This is a genomic window from Rhizobium sp. RSm-3, from assembly GCF_001854685.1.
GTDB lineage: Bacteria > Pseudomonadota > Alphaproteobacteria > Rhizobiales > Rhizobiaceae > Rhizobium > Rhizobium ecuadorense.
Genome location: NZ_MAWZ01000007.1, coordinates 149626 through 169558, shown reverse-complemented (window position 1 = coordinate 169558; position 19933 = coordinate 149626). Strand labels below are relative to the sequence as shown.

The window sequence follows — 19933 nt, the reverse complement described above, 5'->3', positions numbered from 1 at the left end:
CTGGTTGAAGCCGGTCAGCCTTTGAGACCGGTCATGGTGATGCCCTCGACGAAACGCTTCTGCGCAAGCAGGAAGGCGGCGACGAGAGGAAGGGTAATGATCAGGGTCGCCGCCATCAGCGCGCCGTAATCGTCGCCGGCCTCGGCGGCGCGGAAATACATCAGCCCGAGCGGCGGCGTGGCATAGTCCTGCTTGCTGATGACGATCAGCGGCCAGTAAAGATCGTTCCAATGGGCGACGACCGAGAAGATGGCGAAGGCGGTGACCGCAGGCCAGGCATTCGGCACGATGACGCGGGCGACGATGCCGAATTCCGACATGCCGTCGAGACGGGCGGCATGGATGAGGTCGTCGGGCATGGCGCGGAAGAACTGCAGGAACATAAAAATTGCGAAGACCGAAATGGTGAAAGGCGCGACCAGCGCGGCATAGCTGTTGAGCAGCGAGGCGCGGTCGAAGGCGACATAGAGCGGCAGCGCGGTCGCGTGGATCGGCACGAGAAGGCCGAGCATGACCAGCACCATCATCGCCCGCGCCGCTCCGAAGCGCAGCTTGGCCATGGCGTAGGCGCAAGGGATCGCCACCAGCACCTGGAAGAAGAAAATCAGCCCGCAGACGACGACGCCGTTCCACAGGAGCCGCGCCATCGGCACCCGGCTCAAGGCCTTGGCGAAATTCTCGATATAGGCGAGATGCGCCGGAATCAGCGACAGCGACGAGGTGAAGATGTCGCTCTGCGTCTTGCCGGCTGCCGAGATCATGAAGATGTAAGGCGCGAGGAAAATGATCGCACCGAGGGAAAGCAGGCTCAGGCGGATGAGCCTGCCGAGGGAAAAAGCGCTCGTCATCATGTGTAATGCACCCGGCGATCGAGGATGCGGTACTGCAGGAACATCAGCACCACGAGGATCAGCAGAAACACCACCGTCATCGCCGAGGCATAGCCGACGCGCAGATAGACGAAGCCTTCCTGGTAGATCGTGAAGAGCAGCACCTCAGACGCCTTGTTGGGGCCGCCCTCGGTCAGCGTCTTCACAGTCTCGAAGACCTTGACCGCATTGGTGATGCTGATGGTGATGACGAAGAGCGTCGTTGGCCCGAGCATCGGCCAGGTCACCAGGAGGAAGCGATCGAAGGAAGATCTGGCGCCGTCCACTTCAGCTGCCGCGTAAAGCTCACGCGGGATCGCCGTCAGCCCGGCGAGGAACAGCACCATATTGAAGCCGGCCGATTGCCAGACGCCAATGATCGACAGGCTGTACAGCACCGTGCCGGAGCTGCCCAGCCAGTTCGGGCCGGGCAATCCCGCAAGCGCCAGCAAGGCATTGATCGGACCGATCGTCGGGTGGAACATATATTGCCAGACGGTCGCCATGGCGACGATCAGCGAGGCGACCGGCAGGAAATAGGCGGTGCGGAAGAAACTGCGGGCCGCGGTCTCGCTCTCGATCAGCATGGCGATGCCGAGGCCGAGCAGGATCGAGACCGGTGCCACGATCGCCGTATAGACCGTCGTGTTCCACAGCGATTTGCGAAAGGTGCGGTCGGTGATCAGGTGCGCATAGTTCTCCAAGCCGACGAAACGGAACTTGCCGTAGCCGAGTTCGAAATCGGTAAAGCCAAGCACGACAACAGCGGCGACCGGCAAGAGCACGAAGAGAAACAGCAGTGTTATCGCCGGCAGCACCAGCATCCAGGCGATGCGGGCCTCGCTGCGCCGATGCGCAGCGGCGGAATCATGCGGCACGGCCATGGAGACGACGCTAGCCATGTGCCCTCTCCCGTGCGGCATCGCTAGTAGCGGGGCCGGCATCAGCGGAGCTGAGCCCGGCATCAGCCGCTGCCACGCTGCCGGCCAGCCGGCTGCCGTCCTCGGCAAAGATCAGCGTGCGGCCGGGCGACAATCGAAGCCCCACGGCATCACCTGATGTAAGGCCGGAGGCGTCGGACGGTTGTACCTTGGCGACAATAGTCTCGCCGACCGCATCGAGCCGGCAATGGAGAATGACCTCGGATCCCAGAAACTCGACGCGTTGGATATGGGCGGCAAGGCCGTCTTGCCGGTTCCTGGACAGAAAGACGAATTCGGGACGGATGGCGAGCGTGACCGGCATCTTCCTGTCGGGTGCATTTTCAAGTGTCAGGCGCAAGCCGCCGAAAGCAATGACGCCGCCTTCGGCCGCCGCCGGCAACAGATTGATGCGTGGCTGGCCGATGAAGCGGGCGACCTCGATATGGGCCGGATCGTCGTAGATGACCTCGGGGCTGGCGATCTGCAGCAACCGACCGCCCATCATCACGGCGACGCGGTCGGCCATCGACAGCGCTTCCGCCTGGTCATGGGTGACATAAAGCGTCGGCACGCCGGCGCGCCGATGCAGGTCGACGATCTCGCCGCGGGCATGGACGCGCAGATTGGCGTCGAGGTTGGAGAGCGGCTCGTCCATCAGGAAGACGCTCGGCTGGCGCACCATGGCGCGGGCGAGCGCCACGCGCTGACGCTGGCCGCCCGACATCTGGCCGGGTTTGCGGTCGAGCAGATGGTCGATCTTCAGCGATTTCGCCATTTCCCTGACGTCGCGGGCGATCGCCGCACGCGTGGCGCGCTGGCCCGGTATCAGCGATCCGATAAAAGGCAGCCGTTCCAGTCTCGACAGCCGGCGCATCGCCAGCGGCACGGCGATATTCTCGGAGGCCGTCAGATGCGGATAGAGCGCGTAGGACTGAAAGACCATGGCGATGTTGCGGTCAGCCGCCGCCACGCCGGACATATCCCGGCCGCCGATCAGGATCTCGCCGCTATCGGCATGGTCGAGGCCGGCAAGGACGCGCAGCAGCGTGCTCTTGCCGCAGCCGGAAGGGCCGACCAGAGCGATGAATTCGCCGGCCTCGACATCGAGGCTGACGCCATTGAGGATCTGGTTGCCGCCGAAAGCCTTGGTAATGCCGCGAAGCGAGAGCGCGCTCATTCGACGGCCTCGCGCGGCTTGACCGCCTGCGGATAGACCTCGAGCACGACATCGTCGAGCACATGTGCGGTCATGCCGGGAACGGCGACGATCTCGCTTTCGACCGCTGTATCGAACTCGTGGACGACGGCGCCGATCAGGCGCTCGCCCGGCATCTGCCGCTCCATCTTGTCGATGATGAAAGCAGCTGACGGCCCCCAGGTCAGCTGGGTATTGTCGAAGCGGCCCTGCCAGGCCCAGTGAAGGTGGCCACTCGCAAACAGCGCCACGTCATGGGCTGAGATCAGATCATAGAGGCGCCGGCGCTGAGCCGGGCGAACGCTCCAATAGCCGGTGTCGCCTTCTTCAGGCGCATCGACGAACAGCGGCTTGTGGGCGAAAAGCGCCACGCGCCGCCCTGCCCTGTCTTCGAGGGCCTTGGCGAGCCATTCGAACTGGGCCTCTTCCTCCTCATCTTCATGGCCGAGCAGCAGCGAATTCAAGCCGATGAAACGCCAGCCGGCAGCATCCTCCAGCCAGCGATCGTCACCGGCAAGACTGCGCCAGCGGGCCAGCCGCTCGGCATTGACGGGCTGGTCCGATCCCTTGAGGTGGCCGACATCGTGATTGCCGGGAACCATCAGCATCGGGATCGACACCTGGCGCATCAGATCCATAGAGAAGGTGATGTCCTCACCCCTGTCGGCGCCGTCGACGGTGAGATCGCCGGTATGAACGATCAAGTCGGCGCCGGTCTCCTCGACCCAGGTCAGAAGCGGCGCCCAGTTGCCGTTGAAATGCGGCTTGTTGGGACTGAAATGGGTGTCGGTGATCTGAATGATTTTCATGGGTGCCCGTCTCCGAGACCTGGGAAGCGCGTCCTGCGCACTCCCTTCTCGGGCCCTCTCTAGAAGGCTCCCATGTCAATCAGACATCTGATGTTTTCAGCTGTTTCTCAGTTTTGACATCCAATTGTCATGCAACAAGAAAGCTGCCCGGGGGAACGGGCAGCCTTTGCCTGCATTTGAAATTCAGGACGCAGTGCGATCAGTGCCGTCGCGCGTTGGCGGGAATGGACGATATCGTGGCCGAGACGGGGTCGCTTGCCGGAAACGAGTCCTCAAGACCTTCGTTGAGTTCCTCCTCCAGCGTTTGGCTGTCATGGCTCGAACGCGCGCTCGGCTGGCCGATCAGGCCCTTGCTGCCTTCGTCGAAATTGCCGTTGCTCAAGGCATCGTAACGGTTGATGCTGCCATCCGCCTCCCCGCCCGGAAAGCTGGTCAACTGGACCATCATCACCTTGGCGTGGTCGACGGCCGTGGAGTGGTCAAGTTCGCCATGAGAGTTGTCGATCCTGACGGAGATCGATTCCCCTCCCTCGCCCAGGAACTCGACGGTGAAGACGTCACCGGCCTGTGTCACTCGCGTATCGATCAACTGCATGGAAACCTCCTGTGTTTATCGATATCAACGGCAATCACGCTCCGTGAGTTCCATGGCAAGGCCTTTCAGCGCTGACGAGCGCGCCCGAACGTTGGCAACCGCTGAGCCTTTCGTTGACGCTTATGGTTAATTTATTAATAATTCAGAATTTATAAAGGGAACGAAGCGGCCTTTCCGAGTGTTGATGGTGCGCCGCGGAGGAACCCCGATGATCCTGAAAATCCTTGCTCGCAAGATCGACGCCGATTGCCATGATACCGGTACCTATCCCGATGGGGTCTTTGCCGAAAACCGGATCGATCTTTCCAGCCGCGACGGCCGCCGCCGCTCGCCACATGAGCGCGACTACGGCGCCGACAGGAAACTGGACAAGCTGCCGCTCGGCTTTGCCTGACCGCTCCCGCCTCCCATCACAGCCTGCGGAAGACCAACACACCTGACGTAGGCAATACGGCGTTCAGCGCTCCTGCTGTGGCTCTGATCTTCTCGCCGCGATTGCCGATGTTCCAGCCCCCTTCGCCGGCGTCGGTATTGAAGACCTCCTACCAAAGGCCATCCCCCTAGCCGTTCGCTGCGCAGCCAGTGGCCGTCGTCGAAGGGAGCATCGATGCCCAATCGGTCGAGGGGCGGCCCTGCTCGTCGCAACTGCCGCGAAGACGGGCCTTGAGCCATCGACGGCAGGCCGTTGCGAAACCGGAACTGAACATTGACGGTCATCGGATTCCCCAGATGCATCGGCCAGTCTCACTCAGGCATGATCTGGGCGGACGACCGGAAAAATGCAAGCAAAGATTGATGATCTCATCGCACGAATTGCTGCCCGATACCGGGCCACATTCGGAACAACATATCATGGTTAACGGGCAAGCACCTGCACGGCCCTCCTCGTGTATTAAATCGAATCGGCGACAGCAAATGGGGATATATTCCCATAGTCGATTCCGTCGTAAACCGGGAGAAGACTATGGCTCAAGCCGTTAGAATAAACGATATTATTCGCTCCTTCGGAATTGATACGCACATCGATTACACCGACGGAAAATATTCCAATGTGGGGGGCGTTGTTAAGGCTTTAGACTATCTTGGCCTTGATACGGTTCGCGATCACGCCCCCAATTCCGCTTCCGACCCGAACGGTCAAACCCATCTCGGCGATGCCGCCGAAGCCGGCGTGCAATTCGTCTTCAGCGCCCAGCGCGAAGTCGACCCCGCCACGGTGGCGCAGCGGCTGCATGCCTTCGTTGAGGTTCATCCGGGGTCGATCGTCGGCATCGAAGGGCCGAACGAGGTGAACAACTGGCCGGTCAGCTATCACGGCCTCAGCGGCCAGGCGGCAGCGGTCGCCTATCAGAAGGACCTCTATGCCGCCGTCAATGCCGATCCCTTGCTGAAGAACATCCCGGTGCTCGGCTTCACCGGATATACGGTCGCTTCCGCCTCGGATTACACGACGATCCACACCTATGCGAAGGATGGCGACCAGCCATTCCAGTGGCTTTCCCGGGAAGCCGGCGTTCAGCGCGCCGCCGATCCGGGCAAGCCGCTTGTTATCACCGAGACCGGTTACCACACCTCGCTCACCGCCGACACCAATGGCGGCTGGGAAGGCGTCAGCGAAGCGACGCAGGCAAAGCTCGTGCTCAACACGCTGATGGACGGCGCGGCACTGGGATCGAAGCAGACCTTCATCTACGAACTGCTGGACGCCTATTCCGATCCGCAGGGCGCCAATCAGGAAAAGCATTTCGGCCTTTTTCATCTCGACTATTCCGCCAAGCCGGCTGCGACGGCGATCCACAATCTGACGGAAATACTGGCGGACGACAATGCTGCGAAGGCGAGCTTCAGCGCAGGGACCCTCAACTACTCGATCGACGGCATGCCATCCTCGGCCCGCAGCCTGCTTACCGAGAAATCCGACGGAAGCTACCAGATCATCATCTGGAACGAGCCCGATATCTGGAACCAGTCCACCGACACGGCCATCCAGGCGGCGACGACAGGCGTCAAGGTCAATCTCGGGGCCTCCTTCGGCTCTGTGAAGGTTTTCGATCCGTTGAGCGGGACGACCGCGATCAAGAGCCTCAGCAATGTGTCGTCCCTGACGGTTGAGGTCGCCGACCATCCCGTTATCATCGACATCGGTGGCGGCACCGCCAGCACGCCGCCGCCGGCCACCGGCCATCTCTATGGCGGCACGGGCGACGACATATTCACCGTGAGCAGCTCTACTCAAATTGTCGACGAAAGCCGGGGCGGCGGAACCGATACCGTGATTTCGTCGATCAGCTTCAGCCTCAAGGATACGACGCATACGATCGGCAACGTCGAAAACCTGACGCTGACCGGCGCCGCCAATCTGAACGGCACCGGAAATGGCCTGGCGAACACGCTCGTCGGCAATTCCGGCAACAATATCCTCGACGGCAGCACAGGAGCCGACCATATGTCGGGGCGTGCCGGCAATGACACCTATGTGATCGACAATGCGGGCGATGTTGCCGATGAAACGGACGCGTCCGGCAAGGACACCGTCAGGGCTTCGACCTCCTTCAGCCTGGCCGATACGAAGCGCGCGGCCGGCACGATCGAGAATCTCACCTTGACCGGAACAGCCAATCTCAGCGCGACAGGCAACAACACGGCCAACATCCTCACCGGCAATGACGGCAGCAACACGATCAATGGCGGCAAAGGCGCCGACCAGCTGGTCGGCGGGCTCGGCAACGACAAGCTGTTCGGCAAAGCCGGCGCAGACATACTGACCGGCGGCGGCGGAGCCGATAGCTTCGTCTTCGATGTGAAACCCGACAATGTCAGCGTCGACAAGATCCGGGATTTCTCCTCCGCGGCAGGCGACAAGCTGCTGCTCGACCATTCGATTTTCGCTGCGCTCAGCCTATCCGCATTTTCGGATGAGAATTTCGTTCTCGGCACGAAAGCGCTCGAGACCGATGACAAGCTGATCTACGATCAGGCGAGCGGCATTCTCTCCTTTGACGCGGATGGAAGTGCGGCGGGCACGGCAATCCCTATCGCGGATCTCGGCAATGCCGCGGCGCTGCACTTCAAAGATTTCGTGCTGATCTGACCCGGCCAGGCCCGCCGCACTCAGGCGGCGGACTGCCGCACCACGTGCTTTTCCAGGCTCCTCTTGCCGGCATGGCATTGCCGGCCACATTCCTCCGCTAACGCCACTCGCAGCACCGGAGAACCCCTTGCCCTGGATCGCCTATATCACCCATTTCATCGCCGCCGCATTTCTGACCAACGGCATCCCGCATTTCGTCAACGGCGTCAGCGGCCGGCGTTTTCGCACTCCATTCGCAAATCCCGGTTCGCCGACAGCGAATGTCGTCTGGGGCTGGGCGAATTTCCTGATTGCCTTTCTGCTGTTTGCCAATATCGGGCCGCTCTATATCGGCACGCCGGGTGATACGATCTTCGTCGCTGCCGGCATGCTCGTCACCGGCATCCTGCTCGCCCGGTTTTTCGGCGGCGATGCGAACTAGCGCAAATCTGTGGGGAAGCTGAGCTTAACGGTCGTTCCGTGCCCGGGAGAGGAATAGATGGATGCCTCCCCACCGCTCTGACGGACAAAGCCGTAAACCATGGCCAGACCAAGCCCTGCTCCACCGTGGACGCCTCGTGTGGTGAAATAGGGCTCGAAAGCTTTGTCTACCACCTCCGGGCTCATGCCTATGCCGCTGTCGGTCACCGAAATCAGCAATATTTCTCTGGTTGCCGTCGCGCCGATAACAATGACGCCTCCCGTCGGCATCGCCGCCGAAGCGTTGAGACAGAGGTTCAGAACGGACTGTTCCAAGAGGGCCGCGTCGAGCGATACGACCGGCAGGTGGGCATCCAGTTCCAGCTTGATATGGCATTTTGCACCGACGGCGATCTCCAGGATATCGGCCATTCCGCGAAGGAGGCTGGCGACATCCACGGGGCTTGGATAGAACGGCTGCTGGCTGCCGATCGACAGCATGCTGCCGGCCAGCGACCGCCCTCGCTCGGCAGCCTTGCGAATCCGCGCAATGTTGCGTTTCTGCCGATCATTGAAGCCGGTTTCACGCTCGAGGAGGCCGAGGCTGCCGGTGATGATGCCGATCATGTTGCCCACCTCGTGGCTCACCTGATGCGTCATACGCATGATGCCGTCCAGTCGCTGAACCTTTGCCGCTTCCGCCTCCTGCCGATCCATCAGCGTTACGTCGCGTGCCAGAAGAACGATGCCGCCCTCCGGCTGTCGTGACATGGAGATCTCGATGACCCGCTGGTCACCGGTCCGATGGCGGACGACTGCACGTTCCAACAGGGTGCCGCGCTCCGGATCGGAGGGCAGCAAGGCGGGATCAATCTCCGGCACGGGCTCGACAAACCGGCGCAGCGGCAATTTGCGCGCGGAACCCAAATGGCCGAACAGTTCGATGATCCGCCTGTTCATGGTGATCGGTCGCCCCGTCTTGTCGAAAAGCGCAATCCCCTCGTTCATGTTGCGAAAGGTTGAACGGATGGTGCGAGCGGCGGCTTCTGCCGTGCGTCTCAATCGAGAGACACGATCCACGCTGTCCTTGAAGGCGCGAAAGGCCTCCAGCAGACGCACAAGCTCGGTTTCATTTCCACGGTAGGCTGGCGGACCCACTTCGTTTTCGCCCTTGGCGAGCGCATTCATGCCGTTCGACAGCGCCACGATGCCCCGTGACACGCGCATGACCGACCGGATGGAGAAAATTGCCATGACGAGCACGAGCAGGAAAGCCAAACCTACGGTGACCAGCAGCCGGCTCAAAGCATCGGAGGTCGAAAGCAGATCGTCGTTCAGCTGGCGTGCAACAGCATCACTTTGCGTCTCCGTTGCATGAGAGAGATCGCGGGAGACGGCATGCAGCTTTGCGACCGCCGCCCGGATCGCGAACATGTTCAAGAGGTATCGTGTCTGAGCTTCGAACACACGCTCATACGGCTGAAGCTCGGCGGCCACGGTTCTCCCCTGCGCGGCCGTCGTATATGCCACGTATCGTCTGCGAAGTTCACCGAGCTGGAAAAGACTGTCGGAGGTGGAAGCCGCTTGCACGATTCCATTCACTTGACGGCGCAGATCGGGATCGGCAACGCCTTTGCCGGTCGCCACCTCCCCCAGCGCCGCGGCGGCTTCAGCCTTGTGATTTTGGGCGGCGTCGGCGTCCCTGGCAAGCACAAGCGTCTGTGTCCTGATAAGAGCGAGGAGTTCAACCATCCTCGGGCTCGCAAAGCCGCGGGCAGCCTGGTCTGCTCCGTGAGGCTCGGCCGTCTTGAGCAGGCTGTCGACCTGCAGCACGACATCGCGGCTCTCGCTCGCCACCCGGTAAGGCGAGGTCGAGTTCATCAGGAAGGGGGCGCTCGACACCAGGTCGGATACTTGTCGGGAAACGAGCGAGGCCTTGGCGAGGCTCGTGAAGGCCTGCAGGCCGTAGGCTGCCATTTCGTCACGGGCGCGCTGCAGCCCGTAGATCGCGATCGCTGAAAGACTGAAGACCAGGAAGCAGATGAAGGCAATCGCGAACGGCAGGCGAAAGGCAATCGATGACAGAAAGGAGCGGCTGATCACGCGGACGGCTCGCCATCGCCGGTGTGCAGGACATAGCCCTTTCCGCGTCGTGTCTTGATATGGCGCGGGAGGTCGGGATTACGTTCGATTTTCCGCCGGAGCCGCAAGACCAGGACGTCGACGTTGCGGTCGATGTAGCGATCGCTTTCCGAGCCAAGCCGATCGAGGATCTGCGCCCGGCTCACCGGCTGGTTGGGGGTCTGCGCAAGGATTTCAAGCAGGGCGAATTCGGCCGTCGTCAGCGTTTTGCTGCGGTCCGCGAGGCAGACGGCTTGCCGGCCCATCAGGTCGATAGCCCAATCGCCAAGCTGCAGAGAGGGACGTTCGTGCTCCCGCTCGCTCTCCTTTTCCTGTTTCAGCGACGGCACGGTTCGCCGTAAGACAGCTTTGATGCGGGCCGTCAGTTCGATCGGTTCGAACGGCTTGACGACATAATCATCCGCAGCGGTTTCCAGGCCGAGGACGCGATCGGCGGCACTGCCGGCTGCCGTCACCATGACAATGCCGATATTGGCCTCCGACCTCAGTTTCTGGGCGAAAGCCCGGCCTGATGTACGCGGCAGGTTATGGTCGACAAGCACCAGATGCATCTGCTCTCGCGCCAGGATATCGGTTGCCTCCTCGGCGGATCCCGCGCAGGTCGGAATCCATCCCTCGGCCTCGACGAGATCGGAAATAAGTTCCGCCATATCCGGATCGTCCTCGACGATCAGAATTCGAACCTTCTGATTCAGCACCGTTTGATCCTCCCGCCGTCATCATAGGCACGCCGACGCCAATGTTCAAAGGCTTGCTGATGATGAGGTTTGTCACATTTGTAATGAATGTAATATCGTTCGGCTCGGCGTTGAAAAATCGGTAACCATTCTTCGATTGCGGTGACGTGAAGATCTGACATGCTGGCTGTGGAGATTGGAACGGGAGGTTCCAAGGGAGGCTTGAGTGAGAATATTGACCGCTTTTGCTGCGGGCATGGCTTTCTGGCTGTGCGGCGCAAGCCAGGGCCTGACCGAGGCGCGATTGAACGTCCTGTGCGGCGTCGACGAAGCCTGGTGCATGGCCATGGAAAAAGCGTTCGAAGCCCGCGCGGATATCGATATCTCGATGGTTCGCAAGAGCACGGGTGACATACTCGATCAGATCCGTGCCGAGAAATCACATCCAACGGTGGATGTCTGGTGGGGTGGAACGGGTGATGCCCATCTACAGGCTGCCGCAGAGGATCTGCTCGATCGATACCAGCCCGACCATGAACACGATATGCTGCCTTGGGCGCAGAACTTCTTTGCCATGTCCGGCTCACGTTCGGCCGCCATATATGCGGGGGCTTTGGGTTTCGCCTACAATTCCGATCTGCTCGCAGCGCTGAAGCTTCCGGCCCCGACCTGCTGGCAGGACCTGACGAAAGAGGCCTATCGCGGCCATATCCAGTCCGGCAATCCGAATTCCTCCGGAACGGCTTTCACAATGCTGGCGACGCTCGTGCAGCTTCTCGGCGAAGAGGAAGCGTTCCGGTATATGGCCGCCCTTAACCGCAACATTGTCGAGTATACCCGGTCCGGCGCGGCGCCGGTAAAGGCTGCCGCCCGGGGTGAAATCCTGATCGGCATCTCGTTCATGCATGACGCGGTGACACTGAAGGAAGCGGGCGCGCCGCTGGTCATCGTCGCGCCCTGCGAAGGAACGGGTTACGAAATCGGTGCGGTCAGCATCGTCAAGGGTAGCCGCAATGCCAGGGCCGCCCAGGCATTCGTCGATTTCGCCCTCAGTCCCGAAGGTCAGGCGACGGGCGCCGCAGCCGGCCAGAACCAGGTTCCGTCGAACGCCAAAGCGGCGCTGCCGCCGGCCGCGCCCGACATCACCATGATCAAGATGGTGGATTATGACTTTGCAACATTCGGTTTACCCGACGAGCGAAGTCGGCTGTTGACCCGTTTCGACACCGAGATCTCCCCGACCCAATAGGCCGGGATCCGACTTCCATCCGACACTTGACAACACGGTGCGATCGACGCGCCGCGACGGGCAGCGCTTGTGTCGCTGCCCCACCCCCTCTCAGACGCAAGCAACAGGAGGATACCCATGCGACTGACAGTTCTTTCCACCCTTCTCTTTGCCGGAACGGCGCTGGCTGCCGGTTCGGTCCAGGCCGCCGGCGAGCTCAACCTCATCTGCTCAGCCGATGTTGTCATCTGCGAGCAGATGCAGGGCGACTTCCAAAAGGCTCACGACATCAAGGTCAATATGGTGCGCCTGTCGTCGGGCGAGACCTATGCCAAGATACGCGCCGAGGCTCGCAACCCGAAGACCGACATCTGGTGGGCCGGCACCGGTGATCCGCACGTCCAGGCAGCATCGGAAAACCTGACGCTGGAATACAAGTCGCCAATGCTCGACCAGTTGCAGGATTGGGCCAAAAAGCAGGCGGAGAGCACCGGCTTCAAGACGGTCGGCGTCTACGCCGGTGCGCTCGGCTGGGGTTACAACACCGAGATCTTCAAGACCAAGGGTTACAAGGAGCCCCGCTGCTGGGCCGATCTCCTGGCGCCGGAATTGAAGGGCGAAATCCAGATCGCCAATCCGAACTCGTCGGGCACGGCCTATACGGCACTCGCTTCGCTGGTGCAGATCATGGGCGAAGACCAGGCCATCGACTATCTGAAAAAGCTGAACGCCAACATCTCGCAATACACCAAGTCCGGATCGGCGCCGGTCAAGGCGGCGGCGCGGGGCGAAACGGCCCTCGGTATCGTCTTCATGCACGACGCCGTCGCCCAGACTGCCGAAGGTTTTCCGGTCAAGTCGGTCGCGCCATGCGAGGGCACCGGCTATGAAATCGGCTCCATGTCGATCATCAAAGGCGCCCGCAATCTCGACAACGCCAAGATCTGGTACGACTGGGCGCTGCGGCCCGAAGTTCAGTCGCGCATGAAGGATGCCAAGTCCTTCCAGCTGCCGTCGAACAAATCGGCGGAGGTGCCGAAGGAAGCTCCGAAGTTCGAGGACATCAAGCTGATCGACTACGACTTCAAGACCTATGGCGATCCGGCAAAGCGCAAGGCCTTGCTGGAGCGCTGGGACCGGGAAGTCGGCGCCATTGCCAACTGAAGATCGATGAGTGGCACGGCATCCCGGACGGATCCGGGGTGCCGATCCATTCTCCCCTTTCATCAACGTGAAATAAGCGAGGTATGCCAATGAGACGTGGCAATCGCCGATTGGACATCGTCCTTGGCCTGGGGGCGGCGGCCCTCATCCTGCTCCCGTGGTATCGCATCGAGGGCGGCTTCTTCGGATTCAAGTGGCTGTCTGCCTTTCCGTTCTCCGCCGATACGGCGCCAGGACTGCTGCAAATCCTGCAGTATGGAAGAACTTGGCTTGCCGGCGTGGTCCTGCTCTTTCTGCTCGGCTGTTCGGCGCGTCTGGTGCGCGATCCGATGCGGCGAGGAACCCTGCTCGCCTTTATCGGCGCCGTCGGTCTCGTCTTCCTGTCTCTGCAGGGACTGGCAATCGGCTTTTCCGGTTGGACCTGGTCAATCAGTGAAAACCTATTCGGCATGTTGTCCGAGGGACAGCCTTCGATGGGTGCCGGCGCGGTCCTCATGGCGCTGGTTTTCGTTCTCCTCTTTGCGTTCGGACTGGCCGAACGCGGGGTGATGAAGGGAGATGCCTTCATCGTCGCCTCGATTTGCATTCTTGCGTTTCTGGTCACCGTCTTCGTTTTCTACCCGATCGGCAGCATGTTCATCGCTTCGGTGCAGGACTTCGACGGCTCCTTCAATCCGGACGGTCTCATACGCAACATTCAGGATCCCGGCATTTGGAGCCTGGGCTGCATAGCGGGCGAAGAACGTTGCGGCGTTGCCTGGCGTACACTTCTTCTCGCCCTGATGACTGCCTCCGCCTCGACCCTGCTCGGCCTCGGCTTTGCGCTGGTGGCGACGCGCACGCGCTTTCCGTTCAAAAAGGGACTGCGCCTGCTGACGGTGCTGCCGATCATCACACCGCCCTTCGTCATCGGCCTGGCGCTGACGCTTCTGTTCGGCCGCGCCGGGGTCATCACCGAGACCTTGTCCAGCCTGTTGGGTATCGAGCCGGGCCGCTGGCTCTATGGGCTCACCGGCATCTGGATCGCCCAGGTGCTCTCCTTTACGCCGATCGCCTTCCTCGTCCTCATCGGCGTCGTCGAAGGTGTCAGTCCCTCGATGGAGGAGGCATCACAGACCCTGCGGGCCGGTCGCTGGCGCACGTTCTGGCGCGTCTCCCTGCCGCTGATGAAGCCGGGGCTCGCCAACGCCTTCCTGATCGGCTTCATCGAGAGCATGGCCGATTTCGGCAATCCGCTGGTGCTCGGCGGCACGCATGGCGTGCTTTCGACGGAAATCTTCTTTGCGGTCGTCGGATCGCAGAACGATCCGTCGCGCGCGGCTGTTCTTGCCATCGTGCTCCTCTGCTTCACGCTCTCGGCATTCCTCGCTCAGCGCCTCTGGCTATCGGGCAAGAGCTTTGCCACGGTCACCGGCAAGGGCGACAGCGGCGCTCATATCGCGTTGCCGCGCGGCCTTTCCATTGCCGTGCATGCGGTGGTCGTTCCGTGGATGATTTTCACCGTCGTCGTTTATGGAATGATCCTGATCGGCGGCTTCGTGAAAACCTGGGGCCTCGACAACTCGCTGACGCTCGACCATTACATTCGCGCCTTCTCGATCGGCTTCGACAATGGCGGGATCGCCTGGACCGGCGTGGCGTGGAACTCCTTCTGGACGACGATGGAAATCGCGCTCGTCTCCGCGCCCCTGACCGCTGCGGTGGGCCTGCTCACCGCCTACATCATCGTACGGCAGAAATTCGTCGGGCGGAACGTCTTCGAATTCGCCCTGATGATGAGCTTCGCCATTCCCGGCACGGTCATCGGCGTCAGCTATATCATGGCCTTCAACCTGCCTCCGGTAGAGATGACCGGCTCGGCGCTGATCCTCATCCTCTGTTTCGTCTTCCGCAATATGCCGGTCGGCGTTCGCGGTGGGATCGCGGCGATGAGCCAGCTCGACAAGAGCCTGGACGAGGCGTCGCTGACTTTGCGTGCGGACAGTTTCCGCACGATCCGCAAGGTGATCCTGCCATTGCTGCGGCCCGCCATCACCGCTGCGCTGGTCTACTCCTTCGTTCGCGCCATAACCTCGATCAGCGCCGTCATTTTCCTCGTCAGCGCGGAATACAACATGGCCACGTCCTACATCGTCGGTCTCGTCGAGAATGGCGAGTACGGCGTGGCAATCGCCTATTCATCCATGCTGATCGTGGTGATGAGCATCATCATCGCCGGCTTCCAGCTCGTCGTCGGCGAGCGCCGCCTACGCCGCGAAAATCGCGTCGCCGGCGCCAGCTCAGCTCCCTCTGTTCCTCTCGGTCAGGAGAAAACCGCATGATCACCGTCAAACCCGGTTCCGTCACCTTCCAGAATGTCCGCAAGTCTTTCGGTGCATTTACGGCCATTCCCGACCTTTCCCTCACCATCGATCCAGGCACACTGGTAACCTTGCTCGGCCCATCCGGCTGCGGCAAGACCACCACGCTGCGCATGCTGGCCGGGCTCGAGCATCCGACATCCGGACGCATCCTGATCGGCGGTGCTGACGTTACCATGCTGCCTGCCAACGAGCGCGATGTCTCGATGGTGTTTCAGTCCTATGCCCTGTTTCCGCATATGACTTCGCTCGATAATGTCGCCTACGGACTGCAGTCGTCGGGCCTCGGCAAGAAGGAAGCGCGGGAAAAGGCCGAGGAAGGATTGAAGCTCGTCGGCCTTGCGGGCATGGGCCATCGCCTGCCGGCCGAGCTTTCCGGCGGCCAGCAGCAACGCGTCGCGGTTGCCCGCGCGCTGGTGCTCGAGCCGCAGGTGCTGCTGCTCGACGAACCGCTCTCCAACCTCGATGCACGCCTGCGCCGCCGGGTGCGTACGGAGATCCGCGAACTTCAGCAACGGCTCGGCTTCACCGCCGTTTATGTCACCCATGACCAGGATGAGGCTCTGGCGGTGTCCGACCGCATCATCGTCATGAAGGATGGCGAGATCGCCCAGTCCGGGACGCCGCGTGAGCTCTATGAAGCGCCGGCATCGTCCTTCATCGCCGATTTCATGGGCGAGGCCAATGTCATCCCTTGCGAGGTGATCGGCGTCGAAGGTACGGAGGCGCTTATCCGCGTCGCCGGTGTGGACCATCGTTTGCCAGGCCGTAACGCAAAGCCCGGCATGGCAAAACTCGCTGTGAGGCCCGGATCGATTACCATAGCGGCAGCCGGCCGGCAGGGCCTGGCGGGACGCGTCCTCCACAGTGCCTATCTCGGCGGACATGTCGAATATGAAGTCGAGACCGATGTCGGAACGCTCTTCATCATCGACCACGCCGTAGAAAGAAACCTGCCGCCTGCGAGCGATGTCACACTCGGGTTCGAGAACCGTGGCATCGCGCTGATCAATGCCTGAACATTTGGGCCTGAAACATTTGGGCCTGAAACATTTGGAATGCGAATAAAGGATAGCAATATGACGATGCATGAAACCAACCTGGAGCGACGCTTCACCCTGGCCAAATCCCTTGCTGCGGAGGCCGGTGCTTTGGCGCTCGACTATTTCAATAAGCGCGAGACGCTTGTGATCGAGACAAAGCGCGATCTTCAGGATGTCGTTTCGATCGCGGACCGGAACGTCGAGACCTTTCTGCGCGAGCGGGTTGCGGCAGCAATTCCCGAGGACGGTTTCCTCGGCGAGGAGTTCGGCCATCAAGCGGGAAGCTCCGGCTACACCTGGGTTGTCGATCCAATCGACGGCACCGCGCCCTTCGTCAATGGCATGCCCACCTGGTGCGTTTCGATCGCTGTCCTCCACCAAGGCGTCCCGGTCATCGGCGTGATCCAAGCACCCTGTGCGAATGAGCTTTATGCCGCAGCCGTCGGCCTCGGAGCGAGTTTGAACGGTGATATGCTTTTGCTCGATCCCTCCCGCACGATACAGAACGCCATGACGGGTATCGGCTGCAATACGCACGTCGCTCCGGAGGTTGTCGGCTCCATCATAACAGCCTTGCTCGCCAGCGGCGGCACGTTCATTCGAAACGGCTCCGGAGCGCTCATGCTTGCCTATGTGGCTGCAGGGCGTCTTGTCGGCTACTATGAACCTCACATGCGGGCTTGGGACTGCATGGCGGGCTATTGCCTGGTCAAAGAAGCCGGCGGTGCGTACCTGCCCTTTCCGACCGAGGGGGAAGATTTGTTCAAGGGGCATCCCGTCCTTGCGAGCAATGTTTCCGCGTATGCTGAATTGTTGGCGATTCACAATCTGCGCGACGGCAATAGGATCGGATTGTAGAGCAGGCCACGTGGCGGCGAGCGCGCGGCTGACAACGGCGGATGGTTGCGCCTACAACTGATTGTCATAATCTGCCATGAACACGCTCATGCGGGTGAAGAATCAGCAAATTCAACAATCCTCAATTGCCATGAAGACTCCGAAAAAACGCAGCAAGCCTCGACCAGACAAGTCTCAGCCATTGCTGCGGCAGCTCGCCGCCGTTCCTGCCAAGCTGTTTTCGGGGGCATTCCGCCAACAATACGGCGCGATTTGCTTCCGCCACGCCAATGACGGACCGGGGATCGAAATCCTGGTGATCACATCGCGCGAGAGTGCGCGCTGGGTCATTCCGAAAGGATGGCCGATGAAAGGGAAGAAGCCGTTTGAAGCGGCAGCGATCGAAGCCTGGGAGGAAGCAGGCGTGCGGGGGACGGTGAGGAAAAAACCGGTCGGCCGCTACACCTATCTGAAAGAACTCGACAATGGCGACGTCGCCCCCTGCATCGTCGATTTGTTTCAGGTTGAGGTCATCGAGATCAGCGGCGACTTCAAGGAGCAAGGCCAGCGTATTCTCGAGTGGGTCAGCCCTGATGAAGCGGCACGGCGAGTTCGTGAGGTCGAACTCAAGTCGCTGCTCGTCGAGTTTGAAGTTCGCGGGCGCACAAAGCGACCCTCGCTGAAGGCCGTCACCTCCGACAAGTAACTTGCATGATGATAGTCACTGCTGTAGTGACTATCATCATGCAGCGAACAAGCTTCAGCCAATTCAAATGCCCGGCGGCGCGTGCGCTCGACAGCGTCGGCGACTGGTGGAGCATCCTGATCCTGCGCGACGCCTTTCAGGGGCTGTCGCGCTTCGACGAATTTCAGAAGAGCCTCGGCGTGGCGCCGAACATGCTGACACGGCGGCTGAAACAGCTGACGGATCAGAGGCTGTTCGAACGGCGGCTCTACCAGCAGCGCCCTGCCCGCTACGAATATCGGCTGACGGACAAGGGCCGCGATTTCTTTCCGGTGCTGATGACGCTGTTTTCCTGGGGAAGCCGGCATATGCCGGCGGAAGATCTCGCCTTTCTGCTCGGCGACGCCGCTTCGGGCAGAGAGCGCCAAACGGTGCTGGTCGACGCACGGACCGGTGAACAAGTGACACCCGAAAACACCAGCCTGCTTCCAGGCCCCGCAGCCGATGACGAGGTGCGCGCGCGGATCGCCCGCATGCGCGCCTGGTATCTCGGCATCGACGCATAGAGAGGAAAATATCATGGGCCGCATTGTTGTCACCGGCATGGGACTTGTCTCGCCACTCGGCACCGGCGTCGAGCCAGCCTGGAAACGCCTCCTCGGTGGCGCTTCAGGTCTGAGGGTGCTCTCGGAGGATGTTGTCGGCGAACTCTCGGCCAAGGTCGGCGGCATCGTTCCCGGCATTGCCTCGGATGTCGAGGCCGGCTTCGACCCCGACCGTTACATCCCGCCCAAGGACCAGAAGAAGATGGACCGCTTCATCCAGTTCGCCATGGCGGCGACGGAGGAAGCGGTGAAGCAGGCCGGCTGGATGCCCACAGACGAAGGCAAACGCGAACGCACGGCAACGATCATCGCCTCGGGCGTCGGCGGCTTCCCAGCGATCGCCGAGGCGGTCCGGATCGGTGAGGCGCGCGGCGTGCGGCGACTGTCGCCCTTCACAGTGCCCTCCTTCCTCGTCAATCTCGCCGCAGGTCAGGTCAGCATCCGCTACGGCTTCAAGGGGCCGCTCGGCGCGCCGGTGACGGCCTGTGCTGCCAGCGTCCAGGCGATCGGCGATGCGGCGCGGCTGATCCGTTCCGGCGAAGCGGATGTGGCGATCTGCGGCGGCGCCGAAGCCTGCATCGACAAGGTGAGCCTCGGCGGCTTTGCCGCTGCGCGTGCTCTTTCCACCGGCTTCAACGAGACGCCGGAACTGGCCTCGCGGCCTTTCGACACGGCGCGCGACGGTTTCGTCATGGGCGAAGGCGCCGGCATTCTGGTCATCGAAACACTCGAACATGCGCTTGCCCGCGGCGCGACGCCGCTTGCCGAACTCGTCGGCTACGGCACGGCAGCGGACGCCTACCACATGACCTCGGGCCCCGAAGACGGCGACGGCGCGCGCCGGGCGATCGAGGCAGCGCTCCGGCAGGCCAAGATCCCGGCGTCCGAGGTCAAGCACCTGAACGCACATGCGACCTCGACACCGGTCGGTGACAAAGGCGAGATCGCGGCGATCGCCACGGTCTTCGGCCGGGATGGCGGCATTGCCGTCAGCGCGACGAAATCGGCGACCGGCCATCTGCTGGGGGCGGCCGGCGGGCTGGAGGCGATCTTCACCATCCTGGCGTTGCGCGACCAGATCGCGCCGCCGACCCGCAACCTTGACGAGGCCGATCCTGATGCGGACGGCATCGATATCGTCGGCAAGGCGGCGCGGCCGCTGGCGATGGACTATGCCATCACCAACGGTTTCGGCTTCGGCGGCGTGAATGCCAGCGCCCTCTTCCGCCGCTGGTCGTAAAGGCCGCTTTTCTTGCGCTGGAAATGGCCTACACTTCCGCTCTATCGGGATCTTTTCCCCCGATAGAGCCG

The 19933-nt window shown here is 61.5% G+C and carries 18 protein-coding genes; 11 read left to right on the top strand and 7 right to left on the bottom strand.

Annotation, left to right across the window (positions count from 1 at the left end):
- Positions 1-14: 14 nt before the first annotated feature.
- The 5 genes from BBJ66_RS10230 to BBJ66_RS10210 form a co-directional block, all read right to left on the bottom strand.
- Positions 15-851 (bottom strand): carbohydrate ABC transporter permease, encoded by an 837-nt coding sequence (locus tag BBJ66_RS10230; RefSeq protein ID WP_071086785.1) that lies wholly within the window; start codon positions 849-851, stop codon positions 15-17.
- Complete coding sequence (locus BBJ66_RS10225) at positions 848-1771, bottom strand: carbohydrate ABC transporter permease (protein ID WP_049735469.1); 924 nt, start codon at positions 1769-1771, stop codon at positions 848-850. The genes BBJ66_RS10230 and BBJ66_RS10225 overlap by 4 nt, the downstream gene beginning before the upstream one ends.
- Positions 1764-2969 carry an ABC transporter ATP-binding protein gene (locus BBJ66_RS10220; protein WP_071086782.1) on the bottom strand — a complete coding sequence of 402 codons (1206 nt, stop codon included), beginning with the start codon at positions 2967-2969 and terminating at the stop codon, positions 1764-1766. Before BBJ66_RS10220 ends, BBJ66_RS10225 begins: the two co-directional genes overlap by 8 nt.
- A complete protein-coding gene (locus tag BBJ66_RS10215) occupies positions 2966-3796 on the bottom strand; it encodes a metallophosphoesterase family protein (protein WP_071086781.1) in 831 nt (276 codons plus the stop codon). The genes BBJ66_RS10220 and BBJ66_RS10215 overlap by 4 nt, the downstream gene beginning before the upstream one ends.
- Before the next feature lie 199 nt (positions 3797-3995).
- On the bottom strand, positions 3996-4391 hold the full coding sequence (locus BBJ66_RS10210) for a hypothetical protein (RefSeq protein WP_049735472.1): 396 nt from the start codon (positions 4389-4391) through the stop codon (positions 3996-3998).
- 208 nt (positions 4392-4599) lie between these two features.
- On the opposite strand from BBJ66_RS10210, the gene BBJ66_RS10205 reads away from it, so the two are divergent.
- The 3 genes from BBJ66_RS10205 to BBJ66_RS10195 all read left to right on the top strand — a co-directional run bounded on the left by BBJ66_RS10205 (position 4600) and on the right by BBJ66_RS10195 (position 7903).
- On the top strand, positions 4600-4785 hold the full coding sequence (locus BBJ66_RS10205; protein WP_049735473.1) for a hypothetical protein: 186 nt from the start codon (positions 4600-4602) through the stop codon (positions 4783-4785).
- 570 nt (positions 4786-5355) lie between these two features.
- A complete protein-coding gene (locus tag BBJ66_RS10200; RefSeq protein ID WP_071086779.1) occupies positions 5356-7482 on the top strand; it encodes a calcium-binding protein in 2127 nt (708 codons plus the stop codon).
- Positions 7483-7609: 127 nt separating this feature from the next.
- A complete protein-coding gene (locus BBJ66_RS10195) occupies positions 7610-7903 on the top strand; it encodes a hypothetical protein (protein WP_049735475.1) in 294 nt (97 codons plus the stop codon).
- Here BBJ66_RS10195 and BBJ66_RS10190 read toward each other — a convergent pair.
- Positions 7900-9984 carry an ATP-binding protein gene (locus tag BBJ66_RS10190; RefSeq protein WP_071086777.1) on the bottom strand — a complete coding sequence of 695 codons (2085 nt, stop codon included), beginning with the start codon at positions 9982-9984 and terminating at the stop codon, positions 7900-7902. The two genes, BBJ66_RS10195 and BBJ66_RS10190, sit on opposite strands and share 4 nt — an antisense overlap.
- Entirely contained in the window at positions 9981-10721 is a 741-nt protein-coding gene (locus BBJ66_RS10185; protein WP_049735477.1) for a response regulator transcription factor, read from the bottom strand. The genes BBJ66_RS10190 and BBJ66_RS10185 overlap by 4 nt, the downstream gene beginning before the upstream one ends.
- Before the next feature lie 235 nt (positions 10722-10956).
- Between BBJ66_RS10185 and BBJ66_RS10180 the strand changes: the two genes are divergently transcribed.
- The 8 genes from BBJ66_RS10180 (at position 10957) to fabF (ending at position 19862) form a co-directional block, all read left to right on the top strand.
- Positions 10957-11949: an ABC transporter substrate-binding protein gene (locus BBJ66_RS10180; RefSeq protein WP_049735478.1), complete on the top strand. Its 993-nt coding sequence runs from the start codon at positions 10957-10959 to the stop codon at positions 11947-11949.
- Positions 11950-12066: 117 nt separating this feature from the next.
- The gene (locus BBJ66_RS10175) at positions 12067-13092 is read left to right on the top strand and encodes an ABC transporter substrate-binding protein (RefSeq protein WP_049735479.1); all 1026 of its coding nucleotides are present in this window, start codon (positions 12067-12069) and stop codon (positions 13090-13092) included.
- Positions 13093-13181: 89 nt separating this feature from the next.
- Positions 13182-15413, top strand: coding sequence for an ABC transporter permease (locus BBJ66_RS10170; RefSeq protein WP_071086775.1), 2232 nt, complete (start codon positions 13182-13184; stop codon positions 15411-15413).
- Positions 15410-16471 (top strand): ABC transporter ATP-binding protein, encoded by a 1062-nt coding sequence (locus BBJ66_RS10165; RefSeq protein WP_071086774.1) that lies wholly within the window; start codon positions 15410-15412, stop codon positions 16469-16471. Before BBJ66_RS10170 ends, BBJ66_RS10165 begins: the two co-directional genes overlap by 4 nt.
- Before the next feature lie 60 nt (positions 16472-16531).
- A complete protein-coding gene (locus BBJ66_RS10160; protein WP_071086773.1) occupies positions 16532-17353 on the top strand; it encodes an inositol monophosphatase family protein in 822 nt (273 codons plus the stop codon).
- 130 nt (positions 17354-17483) lie between these two features.
- Positions 17484-18038, top strand: a complete 555-nt coding sequence (locus BBJ66_RS10155; RefSeq protein ID WP_049735483.1) for an NUDIX hydrolase — start codon at positions 17484-17486, stop codon at positions 18036-18038.
- Between the two features lie 38 nt (positions 18039-18076).
- Entirely contained in the window at positions 18077-18583 is a 507-nt protein-coding gene (locus BBJ66_RS10150; protein WP_071086772.1) for a winged helix-turn-helix transcriptional regulator, read from the top strand.
- 13 nt (positions 18584-18596) lie between these two features.
- Positions 18597-19862 (top strand): beta-ketoacyl-ACP synthase II, encoded by a 1266-nt coding sequence (gene fabF, locus BBJ66_RS10145; protein WP_071086770.1) that lies wholly within the window; start codon positions 18597-18599, stop codon positions 19860-19862.
- Positions 19863-19933 lie beyond the last annotated feature (71 nt).